The organism is Polymorphospora sp. NPDC051019 (assembly GCF_040683055.1).
Taxonomy (GTDB): domain Bacteria; phylum Actinomycetota; class Actinomycetes; order Mycobacteriales; family Micromonosporaceae; genus Polymorphospora; species Polymorphospora lycopeni.
Map to the genome: position 1 here is coordinate 65587 of NZ_JBFBCH010000010.1, position 20088 is coordinate 85674.

The window sequence follows — 20088 nt, forward strand, 5'->3', positions numbered from 1 at the left end:
GGTCGCGGTCCGGTGGTCAGGGGCGGCGCGGGCCGATGCCGTTCTCCGGTGTCGGGTCCACGCCGAGGCCGGACTGCACGCCGAGGAACCGGTACGTGACGCACTTCAGCGCCCACAGCAGCCAGCCGCGGTCGCCGGTCTGGATCGAACGGCCGTCGGCGTGCCCGACCGCGCCGATGAGCAGCCAGGAACTGGCGACCGAGAAGACGGTGCGTACCTCGCCGTGCGCGTCGGCCGGGGCTAGTCCGTCCGGCAGGGCTTCGCGCACGGCCCGGGCGTCGTCGTTGCTCGGGTAGAGCACGGCCCGGAAGTTCACCAGGGCGTCGCTGTCGTCGGTGGTGAAGGTGGCGTGCAGCGTACGGATGCAGGGTGCCCGTTCCAGCGGCCCGTCGTCGGGCAGGACGCCGGCACAGCCGCGCCGGTCCGCGGAACTCTGCCGGGTCAGGGTGTTGCCGCCGATGGTGAAGCTCGCCTCGGAGAAGACGTCGGCGGCGGTCAGGTAGGTGGGCGTGGCACGGGCCCAGGCGACGCCGAGGGTGGTCACCAGCGCCAGCGCGGCCACGGTCGCGGTGGCCGCCCGGACGGGGCTACGCAGCCGCTGCGCCATCATCAGGGCGGCGACGGCCAGCACCCCGGCGGCGACCAGTCCGATCAGTCCCCACCGCAGGCCGGTGGCCATCTGGTCGGCGCCGGCGCCGACGCCGCGCATGATCGAGGCGAACGAGGTGCCGCGTCCGGGCACGAAGACCAGGGCCACGAGGCCGGCCAGGATGCCCGCGACGATGAACGCGGCCTGGCCGATCCGGCCCGCCCGGCGGCCGACCAGCAGGCCGGTGATCAGGATCATGAGCGGGAGTGCGACGACCAGCCAGCCGGCGGTGACCATGCCGACGCCGGAGCAGCCGGTGATCCGGCAGGCGGCGCCGGCCACCGTGGCGCGGATGGGTACGGCGAACACACCGGCGAGGATCGGGCCGCCGATGAGCGCGACGAGGGCCAGCAGGCCCGGCAGCACCGAGGCGTCCCGGCGCTGGCGGGGCCGGGTGCCCTTGTCCAGGTCCACCCGACCCCCCGTACGCCGTCGCGGGCGTGTCCCGCGGTGCTCGATCGGGCCCTGGTCCGGTCGTCGTGCCGCCATGATCAGGCAGTTTAGAGAATTTGATCAAGCCGGCCGGATGTCGGCGGTCAGCGGCGACCGACGGCGGCCGAGACGATGCCGACCCCGATCGCGGCGAGGGCGATCTGGATGAACAGTTCGATCCAGTCGATGCCACGGGTCTCGGCCACCCCCATCACGGTGGCCAGCAGCGTGCCCAGCAGGGCCGCGACGATCCCGACGGCGATGGTGAGCAGGAACGAGATGCGTTGCCGGCCGGGCAGGACGAGCCTGCCGAGCGCACCGACGACGGCGCCGATGATCAGTGCGGTGATGATGCCGGTGATCTCCACGGTGGTTCCTCCCGTGCCTGACTCGGCGCCGGCCCGTGGTGCGGGCCGGCGCGCGTCCCTGTATCGGCGACGCCGTCCTGTTTCCTTCCCGATCAAGAGCGTTCCGAATCCGGGTTCCGGCTCACACTGGCCCTATAACCCCAATGGGGGTATAACAGGGTTACAAGCCTGCGACCGTGCGAAGCCACAAGCGCAGACGATCCAGGAGGAGCCGACGATGCCGAAAATCAACGTGTACCTCCCCGACGAACTCGCCGAGGCGGTACGGGAAACGGGCGTGCCCGTCTCCGCCATCTGTCAACGCGCCCTGGAACAGGCGGTCCGGCGGGTGACCGCCATCCGGGAGAGCGTCGTGGTCGATGTCGGCGGCGACGACCTCGCCGCCCGGCTGCCGGACTTCACTGCCCGCGCACGCACCACGCTGCAGCTCGCCATCGAGCGGGCGCGGGCCGACGGATCGCCGACCGTGGGCACCGGACACGTGCTGCACGGCATCCTGACCGAGGGCGCCAACCTCGCCCTCCGGGTGCTGCCGGCTCTGGAGATCGAGCCGGCCCGGATCAGCCGCGCTCTGGCCCGCGAAACTCTCACCGACGAGGACCCGGCAGCGCAAGCCGGGCCGCAGCGGTTCAGCGGACCGGCGGCGGACGCCCTGGAACTGGCGGTCACCGAGGCCGCCGCCTACGGCAACAACTACGTCGGCTCGGAGCACCTGCTACTCGGGCTGATCGCCGAACCGGACGGTGTCGCCGGCCGGGTTCTGCGCTCCCTCGGTGGCGAACTGCGACTCTCCCGGCGCGCCGTCGCCGCCGCCCTGTCCGTGTTCGCGCACCTGCGCACCCAGACCACGCAGAGCGCCCACCCGGCGCAGCAGGTCGGACCCGCCGCCGGGCCGGAGATGACGGCGGTCCTCGGCGCGGCGATCCGGCAGGAGCTGCGACCCCTCGTCGAACGCATCGAACGGCTCGAGGAACGGGCTCGGCTGACCGGCTGATCCGCCCGGCTCAGGTGTCCCGTACGGCGTCCAGCGCCAGCAGCGCCACGTGCAGCGACAGGCAGGCGTCGACCGAGTCGAGGTCGGCGTCGAGGATCCGGGCGATCCGGGCCAGCCGCTCGTAGAACGCCGGCCGGGACAGGTGCGCCGCCGTCGCCGCCGCCGACTTGTTCCGCCCGTTCTCCAGGTACGCCCGCAGCGTGCCGAGCAACTGTTCGCGCGGATGCTTCGCGTCGTACGCCAGCAGTGCCCCCAGCTCCCGCTCGACGAACGTCTGCAGGCGCGGCTCCTCACGCAGCAGGTGCAGCAGGCCGGCCAGGCCGACGTGCGGCAGCCGGAACACCGACACGTCCCGCCGGTCGTGGCGGGCGGCGTCGGCGACCTGCCGCGCCTCGATCAGCGACCGGCGGGCCTCGCGCAGGGTGCCGACCCCCGAGCCGGCCGCGACGATCAGCCCGCCCGGCCGGGGGACGCCGTTCGCCGGTGTCGCCGGACCCACGGCGGCCGGTCCGTGGTCGCCCGGACCGCCGGTACGGGGCCGGCCGGGCGGTCCGGCGTCGAGGCGTACCCGGCGCAGCGCGGCGGCGAACGCGGACAGCGCCCGCTCCTCGTCGTCGGCGCCGCGCAACGCCAGCAGCGCCCCCACCGCCTGGTCGTCGAGGGCACTGGTCAGACCGGTCAGCCGGGCGTCCCGCATTGCCTGCCCGACGGCCTCGGCCAGGTCCCGCAGCCGGGCCTGGGCCGCCTCCGTACCGGCCTCGGCGCCGCCGTCGTCGGCCCTGAACCGGACCACCACCCCGACCAGGTGGTGGCGTTCCAGCGCGACACCGAGCGCGCGGGCCCGCAGGGCGACCTCGTCGACCGGCCGGGAGTGGTCGAGCAGGGCGGTGAGCAGCGTGCGGTGGATCTGACGCTCGAGCCCTTCGGCGTCCCGGCGGATCAGCCGCCCCAGGGCGAGGGTCGACGCGGCCCGCTCGACCAGGATCGTCAGCCGGGTCGGCGGCGGGTCGCTGCCGGACAGCTCGTTGGACCAGCGCAGCAGCAACCGGCCCCAGTCCTGCCCGCGGGCGCCGACCGTGGTCACGAGCCAGCCGGAGTCGGAGTCGTACGCGGTCCGGCCGGTCGGCTGGATCCGGCGCGAGTGCTGCTCCCAGCCGTCGAGCAGCATCTCGGCGGACTCCCCCGCGGTGTCGTACGCGAGCACCTGCCGGGACAGGTTCTCCAGCACCACCGGGCAGCCGGCCAGGGCGGCGGCCTGGTGTACCACGTCCGCCGGCTCGGCGCCCTCCACCGACAGCTCGGTGAACCTCTGATGGATCTCCTCGGTCGCCCGCAGTTCGGTGAGCTGGGCGTCGACGATCAGCGCGTGGACCGCCTCGGTGATCCGTACGAACGGGGTGGCCCGACGCAGCTCGACCAGCGGCAGCCCGCGCCGCTCGGCGGCGGCGACCATCACCTTCGGTAACGTCCCGGTGAAGCGCCGGCCGAGTTCGACGACCAGGCCGGAGACGCCGACGTCGGCCAGGTCGGCGACGAAGGCACGCAGCCCGGCGTCGTCGGTGGGCAACCCGATCCCGGTCATCAGGACGAGTTCACCCCCACCGAGCAGGGTCGCGATGTCGGGCACCTCGGCGACGTGCACCCAGCGCACCGCCCGGTCCAGGCTGGCCGCCCCGGCGAGCATCCGGGGCACCCCGTGCCGCACCGGCGCGAGCGCCAGCACGTGACGGACCGTAGGGAACACCCGCTAACGGTAGCCGCCCATGATTCCGGTGATCAGGGAGTAAGTCCGGGGTGTCGCCGGCGTGTCGGGGGCCGCGGCCCCTGATCACGCGGATCTTGGAGGTTGCCGGCCGATCGCCTCGCCGACCCGAAGGCCTCCGTCGGTGACCGCGCCGTACGGGCGCGGCCACCGACGAAGCTGCCCTGGGCCCTGCTGGTTCGGCGGGTGGCTAGAATTCAGGTTGGCAGTTCACGTGCTCTGCTGTAGCGGGCGCGGCCTCGGGAGGGTGTTCCAGCACCCTCTCGAGGGTCCGTCCACCTGGACGGCGCCTACTCGCAGAAGACACGCACCTTGGCATCGGGCTGATCGACCTCCACCGTCATCTCTTCGAGGTGATCCACCAGGGCCTCGAGCTGTTCGGGCTTGAGCTGCGTCAGGTCGATCGGCACGCCCGACTTGCCCAGTTCGGCGTTGGCCTTACCCAGTGCCGGCGGCGGGATCAGGGCCGTCAGCCGGACCCCGGCCCGCAGGAGTTGCAGCGGCACCCGTACGTTGACCCGCCCCGGCACGCCGTTCTCGTCGAGGGCGTCCACCATCACCCGCAGATACCTGGCCTTGCCCTTCGGCCGGGCGTCGAGGCTCGATGCCGGCGGCGGCTCGTCCCGTTCGAGCGCGGCGATGAGCCGTTCGGCCTCCTCCGCGGTGATCTTGCCCTCGGCCAGCATGTCGAGGATGTCCTTGCGCTGTTCGTTCATCTCCACGCTCCTGTCTGATAGCCACGAGCACGGCCGTACGGTCGTGCTCGATGTCGAACCGGGTGCCGGGCAGGGCGGACACCACGCGCCAACCGGTGCCGAACGCCCGCACCACGCTGACGCGGTAAACGAGGCAGGCCACGGCCGCCACCAGCAGGGTCAGGACCACGACCGGCAGGAACACCAGCACCACGGGAAGCACCGGGACCCAGACCCGGACGGGACGACCGGCCGGGCGCTCGACCCGTACGGTCAGCAACTGCGGCATCATGTCCGGCTCTCCAGTTCGGACAGTGCCTGCTGTGCGGTGATCTCGCCGCGACGCAACCGATCGATGACGTCGGCCCGGGACGGCGCCGGGTCGGTCTCGACGAAGTCGAGCATCTGCGTGATCCGGTTCAGCCGCGACTTGATCGTCGGGTAGCTCACCCCGAAGATCCGCTCCATCTCCTTGATGGAGCCGTGGCACCGCACGAACGCCGTGACGAAGACCTGGTCCTCGACGCTGAGCTGAGCCAGTTGCGGTGGCTCGAACTCGCCCTCGATCGCGACACCGTTGCCGGCCAGGCGCACCCGCTCGACGACGAACGGCTGCCCCCGGGTCAGGTTCGTAAGCTCCTGCCAGTCCATCGCCTGCTCTCTCATACCTGAAACCTTAGCCGTGCCGAACATTAACTTTCAAGAAGTTGATCTTAATTTTCTTAACTTCTCCCGCTAGACCCCTTGCGGGCCGGCCGGCCAGCGCCCGGTACCCTTGGTCCGCCGGCCGGTCCAGTGCCGCGCCTGGAGGATCATCGATGCCGGATCGCCGCTACCCGTCCGACTCCTGGCTGACGCCGCGGGCCCGGGTGGGTCCGTCGCCCATCGAGGGACACGGCCTGTTCGCCACCCACGCCATCGACCGGGACGAGCCGGTCATGGCATTCGGTGGTGCGGTGCTGGACAACGCGGCACTGGCCGCCGTCCCTCCGCCCTACAGCAGCGTCGCCGTCGCGGAGGACACCAACCTGCTGCTCGATCCGGCGCACCCGGTGCGCTACGGCAACCACTCCTGCGACCCGAATCTCTGGCACCTGGACGCGGTGACGGTCGTCGCTCGCCGACCCATCCCCACCGGAGAGGAACTGACGATCGACTACGCCACGCTCACCGGCACGGAGACCTGGTCGATGACCTGCCGGTGCGGCAGCCCGTTGTGCCGGCAGACGGTCACCGGACGCGACTGGCGGCTGCCGGAGCTGCAGGACGCGTACCGGGGGCACTGGATGTCGTGGCTCGCCGAGCGGATCGCGACAACGTGACCCGGACCCGTGGCCGGCGCCGCCATACACTTCCTGGCGACCGGTGAGTGTGCAGAACGGACGGTGTCCTGTGTGTCTGCCCCCGAACCGACGACGGGGCCCGCGGTGACCGAAGCCGGCGGCTCCATCCGGAGTGGACAGTGACCTTCCACGTGCTCCGGACACTCGAGATCCGGGACCATGAGGGCACGACGGTCGCCCTGCCCCGGCAGAAACAACGCGTCCTGCTCGCCTACCTGCTGGTGCACGCCGGGCGGGTGGTGAGTTCCGACGAGATCGAGTACGCGCTGTGGGGCGAGCGACCGCCGGCCTCGGCCCGGGCCAACCTGTACTCGTGATGTCGGGTCTGCGGGCCGTGCTGGACCGGGCGACGGCCACCGGACACCCGCGCCCACGGCTGGTCTCCCGTGGCTACCGCCTGGACGTGTCGCCGCAGGAGTGCGACGCCGACGTGTTCGAGCAGCTCGTGGCCGGTGGCCGGACGGCGCTGGCCGCCGGCGACTGGGCGGTCGCCGCCGGGCAGCTCGCCCGGGGACTGGCGTTGTGGCGCGGTGACGTGCTCGCCGGCCTGGAGCCGTACGAGTGGTCGCTGGCGTACACCACCCGGCTCGAACAGGCCCGGCTGGCCGCGATCGAGGACTGGGTCGAGGCCTGGTCCATGTTGAGCCTCTTCCGCCACGACGGCGTCGCGGCGCTCGGGATCCGGTTGGAGGCGCGAATGCTCCTGTCGTTCGCGGAGCGCCCCGGCTGAGTTCGATCATCGGACGCCGCACAGGGTGGCAGTGCGGGCTACCCGCCCGGCCATACGCCGCCGCGTAGGTCACCGCAGGGCGGTGTTGATCGCGTGGTACGACGGGGCGAGATCACGTGGGTGCTATGCCGGTTCGGGATTGCCGCCGGCGGGTGCGAAACCGGCATGGTGTTGACGCACCACGCGCTGTCCCCCAGGTCACTCGAACCCCCAGGAGCGTCCGCATGCACCGACGTCCCGTACCCCTGGCCGCCGCCGCTGTCCTCGCCGCGACCCTGCTGTTCGCCTCGACGCCGCCCGCCGCCGCGGCGGCGCAGGACAGGCAATGGCGAGAGGTCTTCTCGCCCGACGGCACGATCACCCAGATGTACCTGCCCACGGAACGCGCCACCGCCATGACGCCGCAGCAGTCCGCCGCCGCCGCGGCGGCGGAGGTGATCGCCCTGCAGAACACCGGACCGTCCAGCACCCGGTTCGACATGGTCATCGTGGGCGACGGCTACACGGCGTCGCAGATGGGCCTGCTGCGGCAGCACGCCCAGACCAAATGGAACGAGATCGCCGCGACAGAGCCCTGGAACAAACACCGCGGATCGATCAACGTATGGCTGGTCAACGTGATCTCCAACCAGTCGGGGGTCGACAACGACCCCACCCAGGGCGTCCGCCGGGACACCGCGCTGGACATGTACTTCTGGTGCGGCGGCATCGCCCGACTGCTGTGCCTGAACGAGACCAAGGCCAAGCAGTACGCCGCGCAGGCCCCCGGCGTCGACGCGATCGTGGCGATCGGCAACAGCACCACGTACGGCGGCGCCGGTTACCCGAGCCTGTCCACGGTGTCCGGCGGCAACGCGTCCTCCGGCCGTATCGCCATCCACGAACTGGGGCACTCGGTCGGCGGGCTGGCCGACGAGTACTTCACGGCCGGCACCACGTACACCGGATCCGAGCCCCGGCAGCCGAACGTCACCACCAACCCCAGCGGTACGAAGTGGGCCTCCCACCTGGGCCAGGCGACCCCGGACGGTGGCGTGATCGGCGCGTACCAGGGCGGGCACCAGTACGCGTACGGCATCTACCGGCCGTCGCAGGACTCGCTGATGCGTAGCCTGGCCAAGCCGTTCAACTCGGTCAGCCTGGCGGTGATGGACCGCGCCATCGCGGCGAGGATCAGTGGCGGCCCCGGCTGCACCGGCTACGGGACTTCACGCACCGGCTCGCTGTCCAGCGGCGGCACGGCATACCAGCCGGACGGCACCTACTTCCACACCGCCGCCTCCGGCCAGCACCGCGCCTGCCTGGACGGTCCCGCCGGCAGCGAGTTCGACCTGCACCTGCAGAAGTGGAACGGCAGCGCGTGGGCCACGGTGGCCTCCGGCGCCACCACCGGCGCCGACGAGACGCTGACGTACAACGGCACGGCCGGGTACTACCTGTACCAGGTCCGGTCGGTCAGCGGAGCCGGCTCCTACACGCTGGGCTACGACGCTCCCTGACCGCCGCCGCCCGGTCCCGGGCCCGCCCCGGGACCAGACACCCTTACTCCCTGATCACGCGGATCAAGAGAGGGGTCAGGTGGGGAGGGGGTCGTCGCGGCCCAGCTCCCAGAAGGCGACGGCGGCCGCGGCCGCGACGTTCAGCGAGTCGACGCCGCGCCGCATGGGGATACCGACGCGTACGTCACTGGCCGCCAGCGCCTGCCGGGACAGCCCCGGCCCCTCGGCGCCGAGCAGCAGCGCCGCCCGGCCCCGCTGCTCGGCGGTCAGCCGCTGGATCGGCACCGCGTCGGCGGCCGGCGTCATCGCCAGCACCGTGAAGCCGGCCGCGCGCACCTGCTCCAGACCGTCCGGCCAGGGCGTGAGCGTCGCGTACGGCACCGCGAACACCTCGCCCATGCTGACCCGTACGCTGCGCCGGTAGAGCGGGTCGGCACACGACGGCGACAGCAGCACCCCGTCGACACCCAGCGCCGCCGCCCCGCGGAAGACGGCGCCGAGGTTCGTATGGTTGTTGACGTCTTCGAGGATCGCGACCCGGCGGGCCGCGGCGAGCAGTTCGGCCGCCGTCGGCAGCTCGCGCCGGTGGAACGAGGCCAGCATCCCCCGGTGTACGTGGAACCCGGTCGCCCGTTCCAGCACGTCCTGGCTGGCGGCGTAGACCGGCGCGTCCCCGGTGTCGCCGAGCTGCTCGACCCGCTTCGCGTCGACCAGGTACGACCGGGGCCGGTAGCCGGCCCGCAGCGCCCGGCGCAGGACCAGCTCGCCCTCGGCGATGAACAGGCCGTGCGGTGGCTCCCAGCGGGTACGCAACTCGACGTCGGTCAGCGCACGGTAGTCGCCGATCCGCTCGTCGTCAGGGTCGGTGATCAGCTCGACGGGCACCCGCCGATTCTGCCGAACCACGACGGACCGGGCCGGGACCGGGTCGACCGTCGATGTCCGCGCTGCCTCGATCGTCTGCGGTCCAGGCGGCCGACACGCCGGGCGGGAAACACCCGAGCCGCAGACGATCATGGCACCACCGGCCCGCACCCGGGTCCACCCGGGGACGGGCCGGCAGGCGTCGACCGCGCGGGACCGGTCAGGGTGCGGCGAGGCTGCCGTGGGTGGCCACCCGGGCGGCGACGGCACTGGCCCCGGCCGCCACCGCCTCGGCCGCCACCGCGCTCGCCGCCGGCACCTTGGCCGGACCGGAGACCGCAGCGCCGGACGCGGCCGCCGCGCTCGCCGGCACCGGCCCGGCCTGGGCCGCGGTGGCCGGCTCCGCCTCGGTGGCGAACGGCAGCGTCGCGGTCACCGGCTCCGCCGCGGCGGGCTTCGCGGCCGCCGGCATGAGCCGCCCGGTGCCGATGGCGACACCGATGCCACCGGCCAGCGCCAGCAGCGCCCCGACCGTCTGCAGTGGACCGACGAGGAGTCCGGCGACGCCCAGCATCGGGGCGGCGAGCATCAGCAGCACCCCGTCGCTGCGGTTGAACAGCCCCGACTCGCGTACCGACCAGCCCATCACCAGCCAGCCGACGCTGAAGACGGTCGCACCGGCCAGCGACAGCACACCGGCGTCCAGCCCGTAGACCGCCGTGTCGGCGGGCAGGGTGGCGAACGGGAGCATCAGCGCGGCACCCGCGATGCCGATCATCAGTGCCGTGGCGGCGGCCCGGCGGCTGCGTGCCGACACCTGCACCCCGGCCAGCGCCACCAGCGCGACCAGGCCGAGCCAGACCGCGGCCACCCAGCCGAGCAGGTGCAGCGCGGACCCGTGTTCGAGGTACGGCGCCGGCCCGCCGTCGAGACTGCCGGCGGTGACCAGCCCGTACAGCAGGGCGTACGCCGGCGTCGCCCAGACCGCGAGGCGCACGAACCGGCGTACGGAGAACGCCCAGGTGGCGTTGGTGACCGGCTGGTTGGCCGGGGTCGACGGGGGCGCCGCGGTCAGCACCGCGAGGCCGGCGTCGAGCCGGGTGACGATCCGCAGCGGCGCCGTCCGCGCGGTCGAGGAGGACAGGAACGAGGGGCGACTGTGCTTGGCGTGGTTCATGGGCTCCGGGCCTTCCGCGCGGCCGGGCATCCCGCCGGTGCCCGGCACCTGCCGACCGGTCGCCTTCGGACGGTCGGCGCCGGAACCGGCACCGGCACCTGACCGGTCGTAGAAACGATCGTGACAGGTGCCGGGCGGTAACGTGACCGGTTCTCGGATATCCGTCCTGAGCTGGATGAACCTCGCCCCGGTCAGCCCTGCTCGCGGTCCGGTGTGGAGCTCTTCAGGAAGTCGGTCGCGGTCATCGGCGGCGCCGCCGGCAGACCCGGCTGCCCCGCGAGGCCAGCCTGCTGGCCGCCGCCACCCACCTGCGCCTCCGCGGCGCGTACCTCGTCGTTGACCCGCTGCGCCTCGGCGGCCGCGGCTTCGGCGGCGGCCGCCGCCTCCCGCTCGACCGCGCCGGAGTCGACCTCCTTCGACGGCGCGTCGCCGACCATCGCGCCGAGCCCGCCGAGCGCACCGCCGAGCCCCTCGAGCGCCTTGGTCAGCTCGGCCGGCACGATCCAGACCTTGTTGGCCTGACCGTTGGCGATCTGCGGCAGCGCCTGGAGGTATTGGTAGGCGAGCACCTTCTGGCTCGGGTTGGCCTGGTGGATCGCGTCGAAGACGGTCCGGATCGCCTTGGCCTGCCCCTCGGCCTGCAGGACGCGGGCCTGCCGGTCACCGTCGGCCCGCAGCACCGCCGCCTGCTTCTCACCCTCGGCGGAGAGGATCTGCGACTGCTTGTGCCCCTCCGCGTTGAGGATCGCCGCCCGCCGGTCCCGCTCGGCGCGCATCTGCTTCTCCATCGAGTCACGGATGCTCGGCGGTGGCTCGATCGCCTTGATCTCCACCCGGGTGACCTTGATGCCCCACCGGCCGGTGGTCTCGTCCAGCACCCCGGACAGGTGCCGGTTGATCTCCTCGCGGCTGGTCAGCGCCCGCTCCAGGTCGAGCGAGCCGATGACGTTCCGCAGCGTCGTGACGGTCAACTGCTCGATGGCCTGCAGGAAGTTGGAGATCTCGTACGTCGCCCGCACCGGGTCGACGACCTTGAAGTAGAGCACCGTGTCGATCGACACGACGAGGTTGTCCGAGGTGATCACCGGCTGCGGCGGGAAGCTGACCACCTGTTCCCGCATGTCGACCTTGGTGCGTACCGCGTCGATGAACGGCACCAGCAGGTTGAGGCCGGGCCCCAGGGTCTTCTTGTATCTGCCCAGTCGTTCGACGACATCCATCCGCTGCTGCGGAACGATCCGCACCGCGCGGATCAGGGTGACCACCGTGATCAGGGCGATCGCCCCGAACACGACTGCGATCACGAGTTCCATGCGCTCACCTTTTCCCTATATATGTAGGTGCGGCGCCTCCGGCACCGCCGTCATCCCACCTGGTCGCGATGCCTCCGGCACCGCCGTCATCCCTATCTGGTCGCGGTGCCCGCGGCACCGTCGTCATATGTCGTCGCGCCAGACCATGGCGGTCACGCCCTTGACCTCGATCACGCGGACCCGTTCACCGGGCGCGAAGGTCTGCGTCCCGTCGTACGACCGCGCGGTCCACATCTCTCCGTCGATCTTGACCATTCCACCATCGGCGTCGACCTGCTCGAGAACCAGGGCGTTCGACCCCTCGATCGCCTGCAGGCCGAACCCCTCCTGGTCGGTCTCCGCCGCCTTCTCCCGGTGCCGGCGCACGGCCGGCCGGCTGGCGGCCAGGGTCAGCGCCGACACCACCGCGAACACCAACGCCTGCACCGGCACGGAGGCGCCGAGCGCCGCCGCGCCCGCCGCGGCGAACGCGCCGACCGCGAACATGATGAGGAACAGGCTCACGGTGAAGATCTCGGCCACCGCCAGCACGACACCCAACACGATCCAGAGCACAGCTTCCACTCATCGATCGTGTCACGTAGTGGCAACAGGAGACCACTTCTGCGCGTGACGGTAACGTTGTGGGGCCGCCCGAGCCGAGGAGTTCCGCCGCCGTGTCGCTGCTTCCCGAGACCGCCCGACGCATCGACAGCACTGTCGCGCGGGCCCAGGCGGACGGCCGCGCGCCGTCGCTGATCATGGCCGTCGTCCGGAACGGCGCCATGGTCCACTTCGCCGGCGCGGGCGAGAAGCCGGCGCCCGACCCGCACCGCCAGTACCGGATCGGCTCGATCAGCAAGACGATGACCGCCGTACTGATCATGCGGTTGCGTGACGAGGGCCGGGTCGCACTCGACGACCCGCTGGACCGGCACCTGCCGGGCACCCCGGTCGGCACGGTCAGCCTGCGACAACTGCTCGGCCACGCCTCCGGGCTGCAACGCGAACCCGAGGGCGACTGGTGGGAACGGTCCGCCGGCACCGACCTCGACACCCTGCTGGGCAACCTCACCGCCGACAAGCTGGCCTACCCGCCGCACCGCACCTACCACTACTCCAACCTGGCGTACGGGCTGCTCGGCGGGGTGATCGAACGGATCACCGGAAGGCCGTGGGCGACCGTGCTCGGTGAACGGCTGCTCGAACCGCTCGGCCTGCACCGCACCACCTACCACCCGACCGAGCCGTTCGCCCGCGGCTACGTCGTACACCCCTGGCACGAGACGCTGCGCGAGGAACCGCGCACCGACACCGGCGCGATGGCACCGGCCGGGCAACTCTGGTCGACAACGGCCGACCTGGCCCGCTGGGCGGCGTTCCTCGCCGAGCCCGACCCCGCCGTACTCGCCCCCACCACGCTCACCGAGATGACCGCGCCGGTCGTGATCAGCGATCTCGACTCGTGGACCAGCGGCCACGGCCTCGGCTTCGAGCTCTACCGGACCGGTGACCGGGTCTACGTCGGCCACGGCGGCTCGATGCCCGGCTACCTCGCCGCGCTCGCCGTGCACCGCCCGTCGCGCACCGCCGTCGTCGGCTACGCCAACGCGTACGGGCTGCGTACCGGCTCGCTCGGCGGACTCGCCCAGGACCTGCTGACCATGGTGCTCGACACCGAACCCGAACCGCCCCGGCCGTGGCGGGCCAACACCGCGCCGCCGCCGGCCGAGGCCGCCGAACTGGCCGGCCGCTGGTGGTGGATGGGGCGCGAGGTCCAGGCGGCGTGGCGCGACGGCGAACTCGTGCTCAGCCGGATCGACCAGCCGGCCGCCACAGCGTGGCGGTTCACCCCGGAAGGCACCGACCGCTGGCGCGGCCGCTCGGGCAGCAACGCCGGCGAGATCCTGGCCGTACGCCGCGACGCCGACGGCACCCCCCGGGCCCTCGACATCGCCACGTTCGTCTTCACCCGCGACCCCGACCGGCTGGCCTGACGCCGAGCCGGGGGTCCGGCGCGCTCAGTCCTGCGGCACGGTCACGAAGTCGATCAACCGCTCCATGGCGTTGATCAGCGGCGTCTCCACGTCGTGGAAGCTGTCCACCCGGCTCAGGATGTGTCGCCACATGTCGGCCGGCTCGGCCACCCCGAGGGCGGCGCACACGCCCTCCTTCCACGGCCGGCCCGGCGGCACCTGCGGCCACGCCCGGATACCCACCTTCGCCGGCTTCACCGCCTGCCACACGTCGACGTACGGGTGACCGGTCACCAGCACGTACGGCGACGTCACCGCGGCCACGATCCGGCTCTCCTTCGACCCCGGCACGAGATGGTCGACGAGCACCCCCAGCCGCCGGTCCGGACCGGGCCCGAACCGGCGTACCTCGGCCTCCAGGTCGTCGATGCCGTCCAGCGGCTCCACGACGACGCCCTCGATCCGCAGGTCGTCACCCCAGATCCGCTCGACCAGCGCCGCGTCGTGGATGCCCTCGACCCAGATCCGGCTGGCCTTGGCCACCTGCGCCCGTACGCCCGCGACCGCCACCGACCCCGAGGCGGTCCGCCGCCGGGCGGCCGGCACCGCCGCCGGAGCCGGCCGGCGCAGCGTCACCGGGCGGCCGTCGAGCAGGAACGCCGCCGGCAGCAACGGAAAGTTGCGGCGCCGCCCGTGCCGGTCCTCCAGCACCACGGCCCCGGACTCGAACCCGACGACCGCGCCACAGAACCCGGAATCGGCGTCCTCCACGACAAGGTCGGGCTCGGCGTCGACCTCCGGCGTCACCCGCCGTCGCCGCCAGTCACCCGCCAGCACGTCCTCCCCATACATCCCGCCGACGCTAGCCGGCCACATCACGACGGTCATTTCGACGCGCCGCTGTCGAGACAGGGCCGGCGGGCACCACGTACCCTTGCTCGCATGTCCCCCGCAGCAGGCGCGGCGACCCTCGCTGTGCGTCGTTCGAGCCGGTTCGTGGCCTGGGTACGGGCATGGCGAGCCGGGCTGGTGCCATACGACGAGGTTGCCGACGAGATCGCCGGCGACGAGGAGCACCTGGTCGCGGACGCACCCGGCGCGTGGACCGACCTGCCGCTCCGCGACGCCCTGCCCACCCTGTCGAAGCTGTCGCCCGACGAGATCCGGCTGGCCCTGCCCGCCCCCGGCGACCCGCGCGGCCTGCCCGGCCCCGGGCCGTTCGCCGGCGCCGCACTGGTCGCCGGCGAGGCCGTCGTCGCCCGCGGCCTCGGGCTCATTCCCGAGGTACGCAGCCACACGTCCGGCTCGGGCATGACCTTCGAGACGGTGCTGTGGCGGGTCTATCCGCTGCCCGAGGAGGCGCACACCGCCGGTCTCGGCGCCCCCAGCGCCGCCGAAGCCGAGGCCGAACTGTCGGTGGCCCTGGCCGAGGCGACCGCCACCCTGACCCGCCTCGACGTGGCCCACTGGCGGCCGGAGCTGGCCGGGGCGCTGGCGGCGCTGCGCAAGCCCGACAGCGCCACCGACCTGCCGCCCGGTTTCGACCCCCGGGCCCGCCGGCTGTTCGCCCGGGCCAGCGTGCTCGACCGGGTCCTCGCGCTCGCCGAGCACGCGGCACCCGGCGGAGCGATCAACGGCTACGAGGCGCAGCAGCGTGACGCGGCACTACGCCCGCTGACCACCGCCTGCCGCCGCGCCCTCGTCGCCGCCTGCAACGCCCCCCTGAGCGCCTGACGCTTCCCGGACCTCGGCGCGCCCCGGCCGGCGCCGGCCTGCTGCCAGGTGTCCCTTGCCGGCCAGGGCGATGTTCGGGGCGCCGCCGCCGGACGGTACCGGTCGTCTCCCCGGCTCCGAGCAACGAGTCGCCGGCCGACCGGGTGGGCGACGGGCGGTGATGTCAGCAGCGCGTGGCTGGCAGGCGACGGGCAGCAGGGTACGAACGATCCGGCCACCTGCTGCTGTTGGCGGCCACAGCGAATTCGCTGTTTGTACAGCGAATTCGCTGTGAGGCGCGACAGCGATACCGCGCCGCCCCCGTCGGCTCCCGGCCGGGGGCCAGGTCGCGGCCGCCGACCACCGCCGTGAACCGACAGGCCTGGTTGCCCGTTATGGCCGGACCAGGACGCGTATGGCCGGACCAGGGCGCCACGACCGCCACGATCACGGAGAAGTCATGCCCGCGATCCACCCTTTTGTCGCTCAACAACTCCTTGATCAACGCAACGGGGCGCCATGGCGGCAGCGGAGGCGGGGCGGCGGGGTCAGATCTCCTCGATCAGATCCGCGACCGAGCCGACGATGCGGGACGGGCGGTAGGGGTAGCGCTCCGCCTCGGTGCGGGTGCTGATACCGGTGAGCACCAGCACCGTCTCCAGCCCGGCCTCGAGGCCGCAGAGGATGTCGGTGTCCATCCGGTCGCCGATCATCGCGGTCGTCTCGGAATGCGCCTCGATCACGTTGAGCGCCGACCGCATCATCATCGGGTTGGGCTTGCCGACGAAGTACGGCTCGACCCCGGTCGCCTTCGAGATCATCGCGGCGACCGAGCCGGCCGCCGGCAGCGCGCCCTCGATCGACGGACCGGTCGGGTCGGGGTTGGTGCAGATGAACCGGGCCCCGTCGTTGATCAGGCGGACCGCCTTGGTGATCGCCTCGAAGCTGTAGGTGCGGGTCTCGCCGAGCACCACGTAGTCGGGGGCGAAGTCGGTCAGGATGTAGCCGACCGCGTGCATCGCGGTGGTGAGTCCGGCTTCGCCGATGACGTACGCGGTGCCGCCCGGCCGCTGGTCGGCGAGGAACTGGGCGGTGGCCAGCGCCGCCGTCCAGATGGCGTGCTCGGGCACGTCGAAGCCCATCCGGGTGAGCCGGGCCTGGAGATCGCGCGGCGTGTAGATCGAGTTGTTGGTCAGTACCAGGAACGGCTTGCCGGACGAACGCAGCCGGTTGATGAACTCGGGCGCCCCGGGCACCGGCTGCCCCTCGTGCACCAGCACGCCGTCCATGTCGGTCAGCCAGCTCTCCACCGGCTTGCGGTCGCTCATCGGGTCTCCAACGGTGTCACGGTCGGCGGGCGGGTGCGCAGCAGCCGGGGCAGGTGTCCCAGACCGGGAGCGTACCGAGCCGGCGTCGCGGGGCGGTGTCACCCGGGTGAGCCGCGCCGACGCCGCGCTCCGCGACGAGTTCGCGGACCATCGTGACGAACCTCGGGTCGGTGCCCGGGGTGCCGGCCCGGACGAAGTCGAGACCGACCTCCTTGGCCGTGGCGGCGGCCTCGGTGTCGAGGTCCCACACCACCTCGAGGTGGTCGGAGACGAAGCCGATCGGGCTGACCACGACGCCGGTGGTGCCGGTGGCGGCCAACTGGCGCAGGTGGTCGTTGACGTCCGGTTCGAGCCACGGCACGTGCGGCGGCCCGGACCGGCTCTGCCAGACCAGGTCGTACGGCAGGCCGGGGGCGGCGGCCGCGGCGACCAGCCCGGCGGTCTCGTGCAGTTGCGCCTGGTAGCGGCCGCCTTCGGGGCCGGCGCCCGCCGCCATCGAGGTCGGGATCGAGTGGGCGGTGAAGACGATCCGCGTGCTGTCACGTCGGGCCGGGTCGAGGGTGCCGAGCGCGGCGCGTACGGCGTCGGCGTGCGGTTCGACGAATCCGGGGTGGTCCCAGAACTGACGCATTTTGTCGATCAGGGGCGCGTCGGGTCCGACGGCGGCCCGAGCGGCGGTGATGTCGTCCAGGTACTGCCGGCACGACGAGTAGCCGGCGTAGGCGCTGGTGACGAAGGCGAGGGCGTGCCGTACGCCGTCGTCGCGCATCCGTGCCACGGTGTCGGCCAGCATCGGGTGCCAGTTGCGGTTGCCCCAGTAGACCGGCAGGTCGACGCCGTTCGCGGCGAGGTCGGCGCGGATCGCGGCGATCAGGTCACGGCACTGCTGGTTGATCGGCGACACGCCGCCGAAGTGCTGGTAGTGCTCGGCGACCTCGGCCAGCCGCTCCGGCGGCACGCCCCGCCCCCGGGTCACATTGGCCAGGAACGGCAGGACGTCGTCGGGGCGCTCGGGTCCGCCGAAGGAGACCACCACGAGTGCGTCGTACGGCATGGTCCCCATTCTGTCCCGCGACGCCGCCGGCCGGGCGCCAGGGCGGCCCGGTCGGCGGCGATCGTGGCGGGTTTCACCGCCCGGTCAGGCGCCCAGGGCGTGGTATCCGCCGTCGACGTGCACGATCTCGCCGGTGGTGGCCGGGAACCAGTCGGACAGCAGTGCCAGGCAGGCCCGGGCGGCCGGCTCCTGGTCGGTCAGGTTCCAGCCCAGCGGGGCCCGGTCCGCCCAGGCGTCCTCGAACTGCTCGAAGCCGGGGATCGACTTCGCCGCCATGGTGCGCAGCGGGCCGGCGGACACCAGGTTGCTGCGGATGCCCTTCGGACCGAGGTGCAGCGCCAGGTAGCGGGACGCCGACTCCAGGCCGGCCTTTGCCACGCCCATCCAGTCGTAGACCGGCCACGCCTTGGTCGCGTCGAAGGTCAGCCCGACGACCGCGCCGCCCGGGCCCATCAGCGGCAGTGCCGCCATCGCCAGCGACTTGTACGAGTACGTCGACACGTGCAGTGCCGTCGCCACGTCCTCCCAGGGCGCGCTGAGGAAGCCGCCGCCGAGGCAGCTCTGCGGGGCGAAGCCGATCGAGTGGACGACCCCGTCGAGGCCGTCGACGTGCTCGCGCACCTTGTCGGCCAGGCCGGCCAGGTGCTCCTCGTTGGTGACGTCCAGCTCGATCACCGGCGCGGCCTCGGGCAGCCGCTTGGCGATCCGCTCGACCAGCGACATCCGGCCGAAGCCGGTGAGCACGACCTGTGCGCCGTTCTCCTGGGCCAGCTTGGCGACCGAGAACGCGATCGACGCGTCGGTGATGACGCCGGTGACGAGCAGCCGCTTTCCGGCCAGCAGTCCAGACACGTACAGATCCTCCGTCTTCGTCAGTGACCCATGCCCAGGCCGCCGTCGACCGGGATGACGGCGCCGGAGATGTAGCCGGCAGTGTCGCCGGCCAGCCAGGTGACCACCCCGGCGACCTCGTCGGGGTCGGCGAACCGGCCGGCCGGGATCAGCTTGCGGTATTCGGCCTTGCGGTCGTCGGGCAGCGCCGCGGTCATGTCGGTGTCGATGTATCCCGGGGCGACCACGTTGGCGGTGATGTTACGGCTGCCCAGTTCCCGGGTGATCGACCGGGCGACGCCGACCAGGCCGGCCTTGCTGGCCGCGTAGTTGACCTGGCCGGGACCGCCGAACAGGCCGACCACGGACGAGATGAAGATCATCCGGCCCCACTTGGCGCGCAGCATCTTGCCGGCGGCCCGCTTGGCACACCGGTACGCCCCGTTGAGGTTGGTGTCGATGACGCTGGTGAAGTCGTCCTCGGACATCCTCAGCAGCAGCGTGTCGGCGGTGATGCCGGCGTTGGCGACCAGCACCTCGACCGGCCCCAGCTCGGCCTCGACGGCGGTGAAGGCGGCGTCGACGGCGGCGCTGTCGGTGATGTCGCAGCGGACCCCGAACACGCCCTCGTGGTATCCGCTGTCACCGTCGGCCGCCCCGGCCCAGCGACCCCGGTGCGTGATCGCCACCCGGTCGCCCTGCTTGGCGAACGCCTGGGCGATGGCCAGCCCGATCCCCCGGTTTCCCCCGGTCACCAGCACGGTACGCGGCACGGTCATTCCTCCAGCGGTTCTTCCGACGGGTGCGCGAAGGACACTAGGCGCTACCGACAGGTAAGCAGTAACCCGCCCCCCATGATCCCGGTGATCAGGGACCGGGTCCGCGTGTCGTCCGGTGGGTCGGGGTACGCGCTCCCTGATCACGCGGATCACGGGCCGGCCGACACGGATCAGGGCGCGGTGAGCGCCGCGGCACGGCGGGACGGGTGTAGCATCGGCGCGGTCTGCACGGCTCCCCACGACCGATGGAGGTGATCGCTGTGCGAGATAGCGATCCTCTCAGTCGTGGCCGGGCCGACGGTCCGCCGCGCTGAGCCAGCCTCAGCCCGAGCCGACCCCGCACCCGCTCGCGTCGCACCCCCGCTCCCCGGCCGCCGCCGGGGCCGGTCCCGTGTGCGAACACCGCGAGCCGCCCTGCCGCGACTGACCCCAGCGTGTCCCCACGTCCCGCGCCAGTCGCCACCGGAGACCCCGATGAACCGCTACGTCGCCCCGCTGGGCTTCACCCTCGCCGCCGTCTGGATCCTGGTCGTCGTCGTCCTGGTCAGCCCGCGCTGAACCGGCCGCCGGCCCGGGACACGCCGGGCCGAAACACGTCGGGC

General features: G+C 72.5%; 21 protein-coding genes and 1 pseudogene. 8 read left to right on the forward strand and 14 right to left on the reverse strand.

Translation table 11 applies throughout. The features are described 5' to 3' along the window. Window positions 1-16: 16 nt before the first annotated feature. Window positions 17-1063 carry a hypothetical protein gene (locus AB0M79_RS19160; protein ID WP_364215132.1) on the reverse strand — a complete coding sequence of 349 codons (1047 nt, stop codon included), beginning with the start codon at window positions 1061-1063 and terminating at the stop codon, window positions 17-19. A gap of 122 nt (window positions 1064-1185) precedes the next feature. Next, window positions 1186-1449 (reverse strand): GlsB/YeaQ/YmgE family stress response membrane protein, encoded by a 264-nt coding sequence (locus AB0M79_RS19165; protein WP_364215135.1) that lies wholly within the window; start codon window positions 1447-1449, stop codon window positions 1186-1188. Between the two features lie 217 nt (window positions 1450-1666). On the opposite strand from AB0M79_RS19165, the gene AB0M79_RS19170 reads away from it, so the two are divergent. Further along, a complete protein-coding gene (locus AB0M79_RS19170) occupies window positions 1667-2443 on the forward strand; it encodes a Clp protease N-terminal domain-containing protein (protein ID WP_364215138.1) in 777 nt (258 codons plus the stop codon). 10 nt (window positions 2444-2453) lie between these two features. Here AB0M79_RS19170 and AB0M79_RS19175 read toward each other — a convergent pair whose 3' ends face one another. The 3 genes from AB0M79_RS19175 to AB0M79_RS19185 form a co-directional block, all read right to left on the reverse strand. Then, complete coding sequence (locus AB0M79_RS19175; RefSeq protein WP_364215598.1) at window positions 2454-4127, reverse strand: PucR family transcriptional regulator ligand-binding domain-containing protein; 1674 nt, start codon at window positions 4125-4127, stop codon at window positions 2454-2456. A gap of 368 nt (window positions 4128-4495) precedes the next feature. Then, window positions 4496-4921, reverse strand: a complete 426-nt coding sequence (locus tag AB0M79_RS19180; protein WP_364215141.1) for a hypothetical protein — start codon at window positions 4919-4921, stop codon at window positions 4496-4498. A gap of 267 nt (window positions 4922-5188) precedes the next feature. Continuing rightward, complete coding sequence (locus tag AB0M79_RS19185) at window positions 5189-5566, reverse strand: DUF2089 domain-containing protein (protein WP_364215144.1); 378 nt, start codon at window positions 5564-5566, stop codon at window positions 5189-5191. Between the two features lie 152 nt (window positions 5567-5718). Here AB0M79_RS19185 and AB0M79_RS19190 point away from each other — a divergent pair, with 152 nt between their 5' ends. From AB0M79_RS19190 to AB0M79_RS19205, 4 genes and pseudogenes are all read left to right on the forward strand, one after another. After that, on the forward strand, window positions 5719-6222 hold the full coding sequence (locus AB0M79_RS19190; protein WP_364215147.1) for an SET domain-containing protein: 504 nt from the start codon (window positions 5719-5721) through the stop codon (window positions 6220-6222). Between the two features lie 152 nt (window positions 6223-6374). Continuing rightward, the gene (locus AB0M79_RS19195; RefSeq protein ID WP_364215150.1) at window positions 6375-6560 is read left to right on the forward strand and encodes a winged helix-turn-helix domain-containing protein; all 186 of its coding nucleotides are present in this window, start codon (window positions 6375-6377) and stop codon (window positions 6558-6560) included. Then, window positions 6560-6973 (forward strand): BTAD domain-containing putative transcriptional regulator, encoded by a 414-nt coding sequence (locus AB0M79_RS19200; protein WP_364215153.1) that lies wholly within the window; start codon window positions 6560-6562, stop codon window positions 6971-6973. The genes AB0M79_RS19195 and AB0M79_RS19200 overlap by 1 nt, the downstream gene beginning before the upstream one ends. A 224-nt stretch (window positions 6974-7197) precedes the next feature. Continuing rightward, window positions 7198-8172: pseudogene (locus AB0M79_RS19205) on the forward strand (M64 family metallopeptidase); the annotation flags it as partial. Window positions 8173-8547: 375 nt separating this feature from the next. Here AB0M79_RS19205 and AB0M79_RS19210 read toward each other — a convergent pair. The 4 genes from AB0M79_RS19210 to AB0M79_RS19225 all read right to left on the reverse strand — a co-directional run bounded on the left by AB0M79_RS19210 (window position 8548) and on the right by AB0M79_RS19225 (window position 12390). Further along, window positions 8548-9429 carry an RNA methyltransferase gene (locus AB0M79_RS19210; RefSeq protein WP_364215601.1) on the reverse strand — a complete coding sequence of 294 codons (882 nt, stop codon included), beginning with the start codon at window positions 9427-9429 and terminating at the stop codon, window positions 8548-8550. A 127-nt stretch (window positions 9430-9556) separates the two neighbouring features. Continuing rightward, entirely contained in the window at window positions 9557-10513 is a 957-nt protein-coding gene (locus AB0M79_RS19215; protein ID WP_364215156.1) for a hypothetical protein, read from the reverse strand. A gap of 191 nt (window positions 10514-10704) precedes the next feature. Further along, entirely contained in the window at window positions 10705-11826 is a 1122-nt protein-coding gene (locus AB0M79_RS19220; RefSeq protein WP_364215159.1) for an SPFH domain-containing protein, read from the reverse strand. A gap of 123 nt (window positions 11827-11949) precedes the next feature. Next, entirely contained in the window at window positions 11950-12390 is a 441-nt protein-coding gene (locus AB0M79_RS19225; protein WP_364215162.1) for an NfeD family protein, read from the reverse strand. A 92-nt stretch (window positions 12391-12482) separates the two neighbouring features. On the opposite strand from AB0M79_RS19225, the gene AB0M79_RS19230 reads away from it, so the two are divergent. After that, the gene (locus AB0M79_RS19230; RefSeq protein WP_364215165.1) at window positions 12483-13802 is read left to right on the forward strand and encodes a serine hydrolase domain-containing protein; all 1320 of its coding nucleotides are present in this window, start codon (window positions 12483-12485) and stop codon (window positions 13800-13802) included. Between the two features lie 24 nt (window positions 13803-13826). On the opposite strand, the gene AB0M79_RS19235 is transcribed toward AB0M79_RS19230, so the two are convergent. Beyond that, window positions 13827-14633 carry a DUF3097 domain-containing protein gene (locus AB0M79_RS19235; RefSeq protein WP_364215168.1) on the reverse strand — a complete coding sequence of 269 codons (807 nt, stop codon included), beginning with the start codon at window positions 14631-14633 and terminating at the stop codon, window positions 13827-13829. Window positions 14634-14723: 90 nt separating this feature from the next. Between AB0M79_RS19235 and AB0M79_RS19240 the strand changes: the two genes are divergently transcribed. After that, a complete protein-coding gene (locus tag AB0M79_RS19240) occupies window positions 14724-15515 on the forward strand; it encodes a hypothetical protein (protein ID WP_364215171.1) in 792 nt (263 codons plus the stop codon). Between the two features lie 527 nt (window positions 15516-16042). Here the strand turns inward: AB0M79_RS19240 and AB0M79_RS19245 are convergent. From AB0M79_RS19245 to AB0M79_RS19260, 4 genes are all read right to left on the reverse strand, one after another. Further along, the gene (locus AB0M79_RS19245; protein WP_364215174.1) at window positions 16043-16822 is read right to left on the reverse strand and encodes an HAD-IIA family hydrolase; all 780 of its coding nucleotides are present in this window, start codon (window positions 16820-16822) and stop codon (window positions 16043-16045) included. A gap of 16 nt (window positions 16823-16838) precedes the next feature. Further along, window positions 16839-17876 (reverse strand): ferrochelatase, encoded by a 1038-nt coding sequence (locus AB0M79_RS19250; protein WP_364215177.1) that lies wholly within the window; start codon window positions 17874-17876, stop codon window positions 16839-16841. An 84-nt stretch (window positions 17877-17960) separates the two neighbouring features. Then, entirely contained in the window at window positions 17961-18728 is a 768-nt protein-coding gene (gene fabI, locus AB0M79_RS19255; RefSeq protein ID WP_364215180.1) for an enoyl-ACP reductase FabI, read from the reverse strand. Window positions 18729-18748: 20 nt separating this feature from the next. After that, window positions 18749-19480 carry a beta-ketoacyl-ACP reductase gene (locus tag AB0M79_RS19260; protein ID WP_364215183.1) on the reverse strand — a complete coding sequence of 244 codons (732 nt, stop codon included), beginning with the start codon at window positions 19478-19480 and terminating at the stop codon, window positions 18749-18751. 399 nt (window positions 19481-19879) lie between these two features. Between AB0M79_RS19260 and AB0M79_RS19265 the strand changes: the two genes are divergently transcribed. Continuing rightward, window positions 19880-20044: a hypothetical protein gene (locus tag AB0M79_RS19265; RefSeq protein WP_364215186.1), complete on the forward strand. Its 165-nt coding sequence runs from the start codon at window positions 19880-19882 to the stop codon at window positions 20042-20044. Window positions 20045-20088 lie beyond the last annotated feature (44 nt).